Source organism: Desulfonatronum parangueonense (assembly GCF_054656975.1).
Genome location: NZ_BAAHXH010000003.1, coordinates 282,499 through 296,659 on the forward strand (window position 1 = coordinate 282,499; position 14,161 = coordinate 296,659).

The window sequence follows — 14,161 nt, forward strand, 5'->3', positions numbered from 1 at the left end:
GTAAATTAATTAAAGGAGGCTATAGAGATGCAAAATCAGCCCCGATTAACTAAATATTATTATGTCACAATCACTGTGGATAGTCGGTTCCATGGCCAGGTTAAAATACATAAAGATTTAAGTGAACTCCTTCTCAAGATTCTGAGTAAGGACCAGTATCGAAGCCTCATCAAAATCGGTTCCATCAGTATAAAGCTCTCTGAAAAAGAGGCAACAAAATTCAAGCACGCCATAGAGCAAGATAAAGTTAGTTCGTTGCTTGCTAGTTCCGGCATCAGTATCAAGATCATCCCGATTAAGCCTGAACCAGATATTGAGGATGAAATTGAAGTAAATAAAGAAAGACGATGTATAGTCAGCGGTTTTGTGGTCCGTGAAGATGGTTATCCATTGAACGGATTGCATGTTCAAGCGCACCACGAAATTGACAGACGCTTTATCCGGTTGGGTGAAGACGTCACCGACGCGAAAGGCCAATTCACCATCCAATACGAACTGCTGCCCAATATGGAAGGAATCAACCTGCGCTTGGCTGTACTAGATAAAAAGGGCCTGGTTCTGCAGGCCTCTGATTTAATTGAAAATGCGAGTCCCTTTGAAGTCTTGGACCTGATGGTGCCAATGGATGTGTCGTTATCATCGAGTTTGCGGATTGAGGGCAGAATTTTGCTGAATAATGGCACGGCTGTGAGTGATCTACGTCTTCGACTATATCGACGAGGTTTTGGAGGCAAGCTCCATCAGCTTCAGGAGACCATTACACTTTCTGGTGGGCAATACGCTTTCGACATTGAGTTTGACGCCAAGCTTCGTGCGATAAGTCTGGAGGTGTGGGCTGTTATAGGGGATAATGAATTACAGCTCTCCAAAACAATTCACGGCGTTGGAGGCGAACGGAAAATTACACTGAATCTTATTGCGCCTGATCAGGCGTTGTCCTTTGACTACGAGTATAAACGCCTGTTGGAGGATCTGAAGCCTCAAATTGGGGATATGAAGGCTTTGGCCGATGCCAAAGAAAATGACGAACGTCAGGATTTGACGGTGCTTAGCGGAGCCACCGGCTGGGACGCGCGCTTGATCGCTTTGGCCGCCATCAGCCAGCGTCTCAGCAGCGATGAAGATTTGAAGTTACCGGAAGAAGCAGTGTACGGCCTGCTCCGTGCCGGTTTGCCTTCGGACAAGCAGTTGCTTGCAATGGTCGATCCGGATGTGGTCGAACAAGCGCTAAAGAAGGTGCGTAACGCGGGCATTGTCGATTATAATGACGCAAAGATCGGTGAGTTCAAGAAGCTTTTTAGCACATTCAGCCATAAGGTTCGCCTGAACATTGCCGCCCCGGGATCACGTTCAACCTATGGAAAACTGCTTAAAGCGGCCGGCCTGCCCCGGGACGCGCTAGACAAGTTTGTTCCCATCTATTTCAATCACCGCGGTGATGCTGGCCGGTTGTGGGAGAAGGCTCGTCAGGCCGGTTTGACCGAAGACCAGATCGGCAGACTGCAACTACACGGCAAGTTGGCCTTTCTCACCGGCTACAGCGCGGAAATGACCGAAATGCTGCTGAAAAACGAGATTGATGATCCCGTGCGACTGGTAGAACAGGACTATCATCTGGCTAAGACCTGGCGCCCGGACGTGCTCAAGCAGGCCGGGATTGATGCGGACCGGCGGGATGAACTGAGCGAGGCGGACAAAGAAAAGATCGACGGCCTGATTCCGCCCGCCTATGCCGCCGAAAAAGCTGAAGTCCGCCTCCACGCATACACCGAAGACATGGCGCGCAAGGTGCGCCTGAGCTACCCGACCCAGGTGCTTAGCCGACTGATGGAGACGGATGATCGCTTCAAGCTCGCATCGGACCACGACGCCACCATAAAACTCCTCAAGAGGGCCACAGAGGAGGGGTTCCGTTTGGGTGAGACCCCGGTCGCCAAATTCTTCGAAGAGCACGCCCAGATGGCGGAAGGCCTCAATCCTTCTGAAACGAAAGCCGCCAAACAACAATTGCAGACACTGCAGCGCGTCTATCAGATCACGCCCTCAAACGAGGCCATGGCGGTCTTGATGAAGCTGGATATGACCTCCGCCTACGACGTGATGGCATATACCGAAGAAGATTTCGTTGCGATCTTTGAGGCCGAGTACATGAGAATCTACAAGAAGCCGGCCTTGGCTGGTTTGGCCGGTCTGATCCGCCGAAAGTCAGAGCAGGTGAGCAGCATTACCTATAACCTGTTCACCATAGCCGGCAAAATGCAGAGCGAGCCGCCGATTGCCGGTCTGTCAGCACCGGTTGAAGTGCGCGAGAGTGCGCGCAATGAACTGATCAAACATTTCCCAACAATGGAATCGTTGTTCGGCTCGATGGACTTTTGTGAGTGCGAACACTGTCGCTCGGTGCTCAGTCCCGCGGCCTACCTGGTGGATCTGCTGCAGTTCCTCGACCCTGAACCGGGTGTGTGGGGCAATTTCCAGGCCCACTGGAAAGCAACACACGGCGGCCTGGATTACCCCCACCGCGATGAACGCGGAAATGCACTGAAGCCTTACGACGTGCTCACCGAACGTCGTCCCGATTTGCCGTACATCCCGCTCACCTGCGAGAACACTCACACAGCGCTGCCCTACATCGATATCGTCAATGAGATTCTTGAATACTCTGTCGCCTACGAAAAACTGGCGGAAGACGCTGCGCGGGACACCGGCGAGGCCACCACGGCAGAACTTCTGGCCGAACCGCAAAACGTTATTCGCCAGGCCTACGAAAAGCTGCATGAGGCCCGCTATCCGCTCAACCTTCCCTTTGATCTCTGGCTCGAGACCACACGTCAGTTTTGTGATTATTTTGAGTTGCCCCTGCACCGGTTGCTTGAAGTCATGCGGCCAGATGTGTTTGCGTCCATTCAGAACCAGTCAAACGAGGGCAATGCAACCGTCAGTATTGCTAATACTTCAGCGGCAAAACTCATGAATGGGATGGTGCTCACCTATTTGTCCGCGAGTACGAATTCGCCTAGGGACGAGTGGAAGCGCATCTACAGCGTCGATGCTCCCGACTCAGCAGGCAAAGATCTGACGACCGTCACGTTTGAAGGGAGCTGGGCATCCCCCCCAAGTACTGGGGATCACCTTGTGCCTCACCCGCTGTATCAACGCGCTGCCGTCTTTATGGAAACCCTCGGCCTCTCACCTGCCGAAGTGGCCATGTTCACCGATCCGAACCCCCTGGAAAACTGGTGTGAGCTTTATGGGTACACCCATGAGGAAAAGTCAGCAGATGAGGAGGAGTCAGCAGATGAGGAGGAGTCAGCAGATGAGGAGGAGTCAGCAGCGAAAGCTGACCTGAAATCGGCGAAAGCCCTCTCGCGACGGCTCGGCGTGACATACAAGGAGATCACGGAGATCGTTCAGACCGGGTTCGTGAATCCGGAACTGGTCAAGCTGAGCCTGCTATACAAGCTGAGGGTGAGCATACGTGACGCCAAGCTCTACATGGACGAGAAACCGTTCTATGAAGAAAACAAGGATCTGATTGGCAAGAAGAGAGACGAGTTGTCGCCAGCGGATCAAGCGCGTTTCAAGAGACTGGACGAGGTTCGGCCGGACGGAGAACACAGTGGTTGGCAGGTGCTCAATGAAGTTGCGGCCTTCAGGCATAGGCTTGATGATCTAGCGGCAGAGTTCAACCGGAACGATCTGCAAAGCGCCATTGAGGCCATGCCATTCGATCGTGTGCTGGTCCTGGCGGATTCGCATACAGGATGCAGTTTTGATCACACTATCCTGCAATATGCAGACGGTACCGAGGCCGAGTCGATCGACTTTCTGCGCATCAATCTGTTCGTGCGCCTGTGGCGCAAACTCGGCTGGAGTATCGAGGAAACCGACTGGGCTCTGAGCACCTTTGTGCCGAAAGATGCACCATTCAATGAAGACACGGACAACCTTAAGCAGAAGCCCCTTAAAACGGCGCTGATCTATCTGGCCCACCTCAAGACACTGGATGAAACGCTGAAAATCGGCAGGCAGAGCCGTCTTAAGCTGCTTACACTCTGGTCGGACATCGCTACGACCGGCAGGAATCCGCTCTATGCACAACTCTTTCTCACACACGGTGTGCTAAAGAGTCATCCTGTTTTCGACCATCCATTAGGAAAGTACCTTTGCTACTTCGACTCCAGCTCAAAGAAGTACATACCATTCCAGTGGGATGCGTCACAACAAGAGGACGCCAAAACTGGAAACGTGTCGCTTAACAGTCACATACTTGGTCTCCAAGCGGCGCTGAATCTGACAGCGGATGAGATCGGACGCATCCTGGCTGACGCTCTGAAAGGCCCAAAAGATGAGCAGCTTACGCCAGAGCACGCTTTGGCTTTAGCGCCATTGGATCTTCATATGGTTTCTATTCTCTACCGCTATGGCCTGCTGGCGAAAGCCCTCAAGTTGTCCGTGACTGAACTGATCGCCCTCAAGCAGCTTTCCGGGCTCGACCCCTTCAAAGAGTTGCATCCCAGTCCTTTAGAGACGTTGGATCAAGACTATCCTTTCGTCCATACCTTGGAGTTCGTCAAGGTGGTAGAGGAGGTCAGGGGTAGCGGATTGCAGATTGAAGACTTGGACTATCTGCTTCGCCACCGCTTCGACGAGACCGGCAAGTACCGCCCAGATCGGGAAACCATGTTGTCTCTACTCAAAACCCTGGCCGAGGGCGTGCGAACAATCCGTGCCGAGCACTCTGTGCCGGACGATCCAGCGGATTTCACTGATGAATTGTTGCGGCAGAAGTTGGGTCTGGTGCTACCAACGGACATTCTGTCGACCTTTATCGCCATGCTGAACGGCACCGTTGAGTTTACCGCGACCCGGACAGATGTCGATGAGAATAGTGCCCTGGATCTTGAAAAACTTGATGACAAGCCTGAAATTCGCAAGGTTCACTACGACAAGATAGGTCGGGTACAGCAACTCTCCTTTGCCGGCGTGTTGTTCAAAGCAGAAAAGGATGATTTGAAGAATCACTATAAGAAACACTATGGGCCGTCAAATGTTTTCGGTGACCTTCTCGATGATGTTGAACAACAGGCAAGGACGTTCTTTGAGACGAACCTGCAGAAGCAAACGGACGCCCTTCAGCCTACCTATGGTTTTTTCGACCCGGACGATTACGAACTGCTTTTCGATCGTAACCTAGTGTTAGCCGATGGGGAAACCGAACAGGACAGGCTGCGTAAGCAACGGTTAAAGATCGCCGATGCCTTTCTGCCGTTCCTCCAACAAAGTCTGATCCGCCAGTTCGTTGTCGGGGTACTGACCGCCCAGACCGGCGCCGACCCTGCGTTGGTGGAAAGTTTGGTCACTAACGTCAAGTTGCTGAAAGTGTGCGATGACAAGAGCCTTCTAGCCGCGTTCACGGCGACGGCCAACCATGGCGTGAGCGCTGTCTTCTTCAACTCGGAAGATCTATCGGGAGAGGCCCAGGGGGTGACCGCCTTACTGCACTGCGCAGACACGGTCATGGGAAAGACGGAAGACGATAACAGTCTCCCCGTGAACAGCGCCCGCTTCGACGGTTACCTTGAAGTCCCCGCACCGGGAGCCTACCGCTTCTTCATTGAACTAGAAAAAGCTCTAACCGAAGCAACGCTGTGTTTCGGCCATCTGCCGGAACGTGTCTTTTTGAACGGCCAGGCTGAATCCGATGGCACAACCCTTGGCAATGACCCTGATGAGTTCCTGGAGCTGAAAGCCGGCATACCCTACCGCTTCAGCCTGAAGCTGAAAAAACTGGATGGCGGCAGGGGGCGGCTGCTGGTGCAGGGCGAGTCCGTCCCCAAGGGGCCGCTGTCGCTATTGAATCTTTATCCCGCCACAGCCTGGGAGACCGCCGAGCGGGCGCTGGTGCTACTGAACAAAGTCCTCCAACTGGTGCAGGCCCTGGAGTTGAGCATTCGGGAAGTGCGGTATTTGCTGACCCACAAAGACGACTTTGGTGGGGTGGACCTAAGTGGATTGCCTACCCAGGCAATGGAAGATACGCCTGACAAGGAAGCCGCTGAAGATATGCCTGACAAGGAAGCCGCTGAAGATATGCCTGACAAGGAAGCCGCTGCCATCGGGCGCTTTCAACAGTTCCTCCGCCTGGCGGCTTATGCCCGGCTCAAGCGGGAGATGGCCGGCGGAACCGACGATGTGATCGACATCTTCGAAGCCAATGGGAATGAAATCCCGGACAAGCTGGAAAGGAAGGTGTACCCTCGAATCGCGGAGCTGACGCGCCGGGACGTAGCGACGGTCAAGGTTTGTGCTAAGGCCCTGGCTGCCAATCCAAGATTTGAGAGCGAGAAACCATTATGGCGGTTGTGGGAGGCTCTGCAGGCTGTCGAGCGATTCGGAGTTCCGACTGCATCGCTTATTGAATGGACACATATCGTCAGTGCCGTTGCAACTCCCGAGGAGCGCTTCGGCATTGCCCGCGAGCTCAGGGAAGCGATCAAGGCCCGCTTTGAGGAAGATGCCTGGCAGCGCGTGGCCCAGCCGATTTTCGACAAGCTGCGTCAACTCCAGCGGGATGCCCTGGTATCTCATGTTCTGCACCAGTATGGCTTTGACCGCGTGGAGCAGCTTTACGAGCATTTCCTGATCGATCCCGGCATGGAACCGGTGGTGCAGACCTCACGCATCCGTTTGGCCATCAGTTCAGTACAGCTCTTTATCCAGCGCAGCCTGCTCAATCTGGAAAAGAAGGTGCATCCCTCCACCATCAATTCCAGGCATTGGGAATGGATGAAGCGCTACCGGGTGTGGGAAGCCAACCGCAAGATCTTCCTCTTTCCCGAAAACTGGCTTGAACCGGAATTCCGTGATGACAAGACCCACCTGTTCAGCGAACTGGAGGGCGCCTTGCTGCAAGGCGACGTCTCCAGTGAGCTGGTCGAAGACGCCTTCCTGAACTACCTCAAGAAATTGGATGAGCTGGCCCGATTGGACATTGTGGCCATGCACATCGAGGATAATCCCGATCCCGCCCGGCGCACACTGCATGTCTTCGGCCGTACCTACAGCCAACCGCACAAATACTTCTACCGCCGATACGCCCACCAGATGTGGACACCATGGGAGCCGGTCAACACCGAAATATCGGGTGACCATCTGGCGCCGGTGGTGTGGCGGGACAGGTTGTATCTTTTCTGGGTGACATTTATGGACAAACCGGCTGAAAATGCGCAGGCAGGCCAAAGAACGGCAAAAGGTATAGCCGGAGCCTCCGTGGAGGATGTGATGAAAGATCTCGGTGAAGCGGGCAAATGGAAGCATATCGATGTGCAGCTTCATTGGATTGAATACATGGCCGGGGAATGGTCTATGCACCAGTCAAGCGAGTTTTTTGAGGTGAACCAAAGGTTCTATCATTATATTATTGGGCTTTATTTTTCCCGACCGCTGAAAGCCCCCCTCAATTTCAACTTGAAAAATGTCTTTATTCATGTCTCAAAGGAATCGGGCCAAAATGGGGGAGTTTATATCCACCTGAAAGGCCCCGAAAAATTCCAACACAGTTTCTACATGGCTGGTCGGAATAGTGATGTTGAGGAAATCATAGTTTATAAAGCCAAGCCTTCAAACCCTTATGGCGCCAGTAACAGTCAGGCAACTCGCTACACGGGCGAAGGCGCCCTTACTGTAGAATTCAAGCAAAGTATCGATACTGTCGAGGCTACTCCTCCGAAAGTGGTATCAAAAACAGCGAAAATTCTTCAGAGCGAACGTAGCCATAGCATCCTACCCTGCAACAACGACCTGACAGCGCTGGGCGTTTCGGAGGAGGAATTTCAGGGCGCTGTAAAACCTGAAGCCGTCAAGGCAGCCATCGAGAGTGGTCTTGGCGAGATCATGGCCCTCATGAAGCCGGTATTCTACCAGGACAACCGCCACACCTTTTTCGTAGAGCCCAATGTGACCGAAATAACTGCCGAAGGTTGGGAGGATTGGATCCCAAGGCCGATCCAACCGGAGTTCGAGTGGTCTCAAGCCGGCTGGTGGGATGATCTCATAGTGATACCAGGGATCCCAAGTATAGAAATTCTTCCTGTGCCTGAAATCCCATGGCAGGATCACGAGTTGGAGCTCGGCTCGCTCATCAATCCGGGGCCGATCGACGACTGGTTGTTGAATCCCGGTACTGTGCTGATCTTCGATGACGTTCTCATTGGATCGACCGGTCAGCCGGGACTGCATATACGAACTGGAGAGCTCTCGGGGGACATTGCGGAAGTGGGCGGGTCCGTAAATGTCAACCCCGGCAGCAGCCTTGCAGCTGGAGAGATCATTGTGGTTGCCGATAGCGTTGCGCTACAGCAGAGTGGGTTGGTTCCGGCTGCCGGCGGCTTGAATGTGGTGGGACAAGGTGGTTTCAACTCCGCACTTTCCAGCAATTTCAAAGTGTTGAAACTCCAAGGCGTCGGCGCGGGCACTGCCGTCGCTGGAATCAGCAGGCGCCGAGATAAGGAGGTGTTGTCATGAGATATCCGTTAGCAACGCAACACCAATTTCATGGGTTATTGGACACCGAGCTTTTCTTTTGGCCCGGCCACGTACGGGAAACTATCAGGCCCAAGTACTTCGTAATCCAGGAACGCAAGCTCAATTATCGCTTCTACCTGCACCAGCACCCCTACCTGCAACAGTTGTTGCAGCGGTTGGTCCGCGCGGGTACGCCGGGATTGCAGGCAGCAGATACCGAATTCCATACCCGGATCCGGTTGAGGGGCCCTGCGGAGGCTCAAGGCTCGAACGGCAGAAAGGTACAACTTGAGTATAACGAGGTTCTATTTTTGTCCGACGGGCAAAGTGTCAATCTGAACGATTCGGATACCCTGATTCGGTTTTCCGGGAGCAAGGTGCTTGACGTGTCCGACGGCTCGGCTCTTACGCCGCCGGCGGAAAGCCAAGTGACCCTTAAGACCGGGACGACGCTGCGCCGTAGCACAGGCGAGAAAGTGACCCTGGACAGCCCTTTGACCTGCAAACTGCTGGATGGGGTGCCGGTTCCTGTCCTGTATGAGCAATTCTTTGCGGCTTTGTACCGGCCTGATGCGGACATGGTGCCTGATACAAAAGAGTCGCCGCATCCGGTCAAAGACCTTGATTTCACTCCAAGCGGGGCCTACGCCGCCTATAACTGGGAGCTATTCTATCATGTGCCCGTCACCATAGCCATCCATCTGAGTAAGAACCAACGCTTTGCCGAAGCCCAGCGCTGGTTCCATTTTCTCTTCGATCCCACTGACGACAGCCATGGTCCCACTCCGGAGCGGTTCTGGAAGGTACGCCCGTTCCAGTACACCGATGTTCAACAGATGGAGGAACTGCTGACCAATCTCGTCACTGGAAAAAATGAGAAGCTGCGCAACGAGACAATTCGTAGTATCGAGGCCTGGAAAGATGCTCCGTTTCGCCCCCACGTCATAGCCCGTTACCGACAGCAGGCCTATATGTACAAAACCGTGATGGCCTACCTGGACAATCTGATTGCCTGGGGTGATTCCCTGTTCCGGCAGGATACGGGTGAGGCCATTGATGAGGCGCTCCAGTTGTATGTGCTGGCAGCCAACATCCTTGGCCCACGGCCCTTGCCGGTGCCCAGGAAAGGCTCGGTGCGCCCTCAAACCTTTGCCAATTTGCGGCAAGACCTGAGCCAATTCGGTACTGTCATGCGCGATATGGAGGCGGATCTGCCCTTCAATCTGACGCCATTTCCCATGAAGGTTGAAGGCGATGACGGCCGGATGGCGACCTTGCGTAGCCTGGGCAAGGCGCTCTACTTCTGCGTCCCGCCCAACGACAAACTGCTGAGTTATTGGGATACTGTGGCCGACCGGTTGTTCAAGATCCGCAACAGCTTGAATATTCAGGGTGTTTTTCGGCAGCTTGCTTTGTTTGAACCACCCATTGACCCTGCCATGCTTGCGCGGGCTACGGCAGCAGGCCTGGATGTGGGCGCCATCATCAACGGCCTCAACCAACCCTTGCCACTGGTGCGCTTCCAACTGCTGGTACAGAAAGCCGCTGAAATTGTTCAGGAAGTCAAATCTCTTGGCAACAACCTGCTCTCGGCGATGGAGAAGGAAGATGGTGAGGCCATGGCCATCCTGCGCGCCAAACACGAGCGGGTAGCGTTGGAAATGGTTGAACACGTCCGCTACGGCCAACTCCAGGAGGCGATCAAATCAAAAGAAGGATTGCTGCAGTCACTGGCTCTGGCTGTGCAGCGCTACAGCTACTATGAGCTGCAGTTGGGCAGAAAGGCCGACGAGATCGAAAAGGCAATCCCTGAACTTGGGGAGCTGGATCAAGAAAGTTTGGATAAGATGAAGTTTGCCATGGATGAGCCGGAAATGATGCCACGGAAGATTGAGGTGGATATAGCAGAAGGTGTTGTTGCCAAAGCGACAAGATGCTTTAGTGGTGGTAAGTTACTGAGTTCGCATGAGGTCCGGGAGTCTTTATTACTCGAAAGTGCACAACTCTCATCTGATACTGCTAATGTAATGAATTTTATGGGGTCACTTTCTTACATATTTCCCAATTTAAAAATACAGGGACAACCGATGGGTGTTGGAGGTACTGTGGAATGGGGTGGTCAAAATTTGGGTGATTCTCTGCATGCTATTGGAGCAGCAGCTAGAGCACTTGCTGATCGCCTAAACTTCGAGGCTCGTCGTGCAAGTCGTGTTGACGGTTACACAAGACGCGAACTCGACTGGGCTTTCCAGAGCAACCTTGCCGCCGGTGAGATCAATCAGATCTTCAAACAGCTCCGTGCCGCCCAGATCCGCGAAGCCATTGCCGATCTGGAGCTGAAAAACCATCGCCAACAGATGAAGCATGCCAACGAAATCGAGCGCTTCCTCAACGAGGAGGGCACCGAAAGGACCGGCAAGAAGACCAACAAAGCCCTCTATGCCTGGATGAAACGGGAGGTGAAAGGGCTCTATTCCCAGTGTTTCCAGTTCGCCTTTGACATCGCCAAGAAAGCGGAACGTGCACTCCAGCATGAATTGGGCAACACAGAACTAAACTATGTCAAGTTCGGCTACCTGGCCGGCAAGGAAGGGCTTTTGGCAGGTGAAAAGCTATACCTTGATGTGAAGCGCATGGAAATGGCCTACTTTGACCTGAACCAGCGCGAATACGAAATGACCAAACACGTCAGCCTGCTCCAGGTTGACCCGCTGGCGCTGATCCAATTACGTGCCACAGGCCGTTGCGCCATAAAACTGCCCGAAGCGCTGTTCGACATGGACGGCCCCGGCCATTATTTCAGGCGTATTAAGACAGTAGCTGTGAGCATTCCCTGTGTAGCCGGCCCCTATGCCGGCATCAACTGCACCTTGACGCTGCTCAGGAGCAGTATCCGCAAGACACAAATCCTGCGAGATGGTGTTGTTTATGCCCGCGAGGACGCCGAGGATAAACGTTTCAGTGATTATTTCGGTAGTCTTCAATCCATTGTCACCAGCTCCGCCCAGAACGACAGTGGTCTGTTCGAGACCAATCTACGTGATGAACGCTACTTGCCGTTCGAGAACTCGGGCGTAATTAGTGAATGGCAGCTACAGTTGCCCGCGAATCCGAGCAAGGAGGAGCCAGCGCAGTTCGACTACAACACCATCAGCGACGTCATTCTGCATGTTCGCTATACCGCTCGGGAAGGTGGCGAGCTGTTGCGCAACGCCGCTATCGCCAACCTGATCAAGGCCATCGACTCGGCTGAGGCGGCCGGCTCTGTCCGCTTGTACTCGGTTCGACATGAATTCCCTACCGAGTGGGCGAAATTCACGACCCAGACACCGTCCACCGATGGTCGTTATGAGTTGAAGCTTAACTTGCGTCCTGAACATTACCCGTTCTGGAGCCAGGGGCGACTTGGGTCGGTTAAGCGACTGAGCTTGTTTGCCAGAGTCGCAAACGACATCGATGTTACTATAAACGAGAACATAAAAGTGACCTTAAAACAGAATTCGCTCGGTAAACTCCGTGCGGCCGAAATGAAAGTCGATCTGGCCCCCGTCGGGAAGCTGTCGCTTCATTTTAGCAGTAGTGTAGTTGAGGATTTATGGCTTGCTGTATCTGGCATGCATGAGTGAGAATGACGTTTGATGATCAATTTATCGGAGCATCTTTGTTCCCGCCAATGGCTGCATCTCCGCAATATTCACGGTTCAACGAAGCCGCTGAATTAAATTGCAAGATGTTTTTGCTGATGCTGATGCTGAAATGCCGAAGCCATTCAATGTGTGAGAATGCTGCTTGCGGTTTTGGACACGGCGACCACTATTCAGACATGGATATCCCAGGATTTCCTTTGCATCAGCCCAAAGGCGGGAATTCGGACGCTGATTGATTCGAGTGAGCGGGAACTGGCGGCAGGCATTAGATTCTGATTACCGGGTCAAGTCTACTGTTGCCAGAACGTACTTTTTTCTTCAATCCTACGCTTTTTTGAAGTGCTTACTCTTAGTCAAGAAGAAACTTATCGCATATTAAGCCCCGGAAATGGCGCTCCGGCTGTCTAAGGCGCTTGGCCGCTCCCCTGAAAGCTGGCTGGCCGTGCAGGATAATTTCGATCTGTGGCGTGGCCGGCAGTCCGTTAACCTCGAAGTCGTTTCGAAAATCGAGTTTTGCGCTGCTTGAGCCTGGTGGAATCACGTCGTCATGTGCATGCCGATCTTTCTTGGAATAACGTAAGATCGGAGATGGTACTTGATGGGATGGCAATCCTCTCTATATTTGGCATACAAAGGGCATGAGCTGTCCGGGGTCAAGCGTCCGGTAGGGGGCAGGCCCCTTTGTCCAGGTAGCAGGCGCAGCGGTCGCGGACCGAGGGGAGCCAGGTGAAGGGGATGTTTTCGCAGAAGATTTCGGCCAGGCCATCGAGCACGGTCGGGTAGCGGAGTTCCAGGCCCAGTTCCGGAAAGAGCAGGTTCGGGCGGACCGCCACCCGCAGATTGAACCCGCGCACGGCGTCCGTGGTCAACAGGGCCGGGCGGCGCAGCAGGCGGTACCCGGTTTCCAGCACCGTGCACCCGGCCATGGCCAGCCATACCGGAACCCTCAGGTGCCGGAAGTGGGGGTACAGTCCTTTGGCCTGGGTCATGAACGCGACCCAGCTCATGGGCTGGTTGTCGCCCACCGGCGTGGCGCCGCTCCAGTCGGACAGGGCCGCGGCGCGCAGGATACGGGCCGCGTCATGGACATGCATGTGCGAAAAGACATTCTCGCCCGGGCCGGGCTGGACCACCCAGCCGCGCCGAATGTGGTCGAACATCAGGGACGTGGCCCCGTAGATGTGCGGCAGGCGGATGATGGCCAGGCGCATTCCGGCTTCCCGGGCCATCCTGGTCAGCTCCTGTTCCGCCTCGAACTTGGCTCGGCCATAGCCGAGGATGGGCGTCGGGGGGGTGTCGGCGTCGATAAAGCCTTCCTGGCTCTTGTAGACCAGCAGACTGGAGGCATACACGAAGGAACGGACCCCGGCGGCCACGGCCTCGCGCATCAAGGCGGTTGAACCGCCCACCAGCGTCGGTCGGACCAGCTCGTAGCGTTCGAACAGGGCCCTGCCGCCAAGATGGATCACGGTATCCACGCCCTGCACGGCCCGGTGCAGGCTTTGGACGTCCTCCAGATCGCCCGGAATGATTTTGACGTCCAGGCCTTTGAGCAGCCCGGCCCTGGACGGCCGGCGGACCAGAAGCCGGGGGACCATGTTTTGGGCCGCCAGCTGCCTGGCCAGCTCCAGGCCAATGAAGCCCGTGGCGCCGGTTACCAGAATCCGGTTCACGGGAGCCTCCGAAGGTCGGCCACGGTCTGCTCCAGCTTCTCGATCCGGGCTTGCAGGGCGTCCAGATCCCGCTTCCGGGCCAGGCCCAGGTCCGCGAGAATCCGCGCGGTTTCCTCCTCACCGCGGATGTTCAGGCTGGCCAGTTCCTCGGATATTCCGGCAGCGAATTTGTCCAGGGGGGAGCGCATCGTGTCCGATCCGCCCAGCAGTGCCTTCAGGATCTCGCTCGTTCTGTCCGCAAGCCCCTGGGAGAGCAGCAGTCCCGCACCCAATCCTGTCTGAAATCCTTTCTGAAACAGGTCCGACATTCATTTC

Annotated in this window: 5 protein-coding genes; 3 read left to right on the top strand and 2 right to left on the bottom strand. The window is 54.5% G+C overall.

Features of this window, described 5'->3' with window-relative positions:
- Positions 1-27 precede the first annotated feature (27 nt).
- From ACYQ15_RS01825 to ACYQ15_RS01835, 3 genes are read left to right on the top strand one after another with little or no spacing between them, the layout of a single operon-like run.
- Positions 28-8,526, top strand: a complete 8,499-nt coding sequence (locus tag ACYQ15_RS01825) for a neuraminidase-like domain-containing protein (RefSeq protein WP_459935827.1) — start codon at positions 28-30, stop codon at positions 8,524-8,526.
- On the top strand, positions 8,523-12,152 hold the full coding sequence (locus tag ACYQ15_RS01830; RefSeq protein ID WP_459935828.1) for a Tc toxin subunit A-related protein: 3,630 nt from the start codon (positions 8,523-8,525) through the stop codon (positions 12,150-12,152). Before ACYQ15_RS01825 ends, ACYQ15_RS01830 begins: the two co-directional genes overlap by 4 nt.
- 2 nt (positions 12,153-12,154) lie before the next feature.
- Positions 12,155-12,409 carry a hypothetical protein gene (locus ACYQ15_RS01835; RefSeq protein WP_459935829.1) on the top strand — a complete coding sequence of 85 codons (255 nt, stop codon included), beginning with the start codon at positions 12,155-12,157 and terminating at the stop codon, positions 12,407-12,409.
- 417 nt (positions 12,410-12,826) lie between these two features.
- Here the strand turns inward: ACYQ15_RS01835 and ACYQ15_RS01840 are convergent, their stop codons facing one another.
- Positions 12,827-13,846, bottom strand: a complete 1,020-nt coding sequence (locus ACYQ15_RS01840) for an NAD-dependent epimerase/dehydratase family protein (protein ID WP_459935830.1) — start codon at positions 13,844-13,846, stop codon at positions 12,827-12,829.
- Positions 13,843-14,154, bottom strand: a complete 312-nt coding sequence (locus ACYQ15_RS01845; protein WP_459935831.1) for a hypothetical protein — start codon at positions 14,152-14,154, stop codon at positions 13,843-13,845. Before ACYQ15_RS01845 ends, ACYQ15_RS01840 begins: the two co-directional genes overlap by 4 nt.
- Positions 14,155-14,161 lie beyond the last annotated feature (7 nt).

Coding starts and splice junctions, on each gene's coding strand:
- ACYQ15_RS01830 (WP_459935828.1), top strand. CDS start 8,523: ATGAGATATCCGTTAGCAACGCAACACCAATTTCATGGGTTATTGGAC.
- ACYQ15_RS01835 (WP_459935829.1), top strand. CDS start 12,155: ATGACGTTTGATGATCAATTTATCGGAGCATCTTTGTTCCCGCCAATG.
- ACYQ15_RS01845 (WP_459935831.1), bottom strand. CDS start 14,154: ATGTCGGACCTGTTTCAGAAAGGATTTCAGACAGGATTGGGTGCGGGA.
- ACYQ15_RS01825 (WP_459935827.1), top strand. CDS start 28: ATGCAAAATCAGCCCCGATTAACTAAATATTATTATGTCACAATCACT.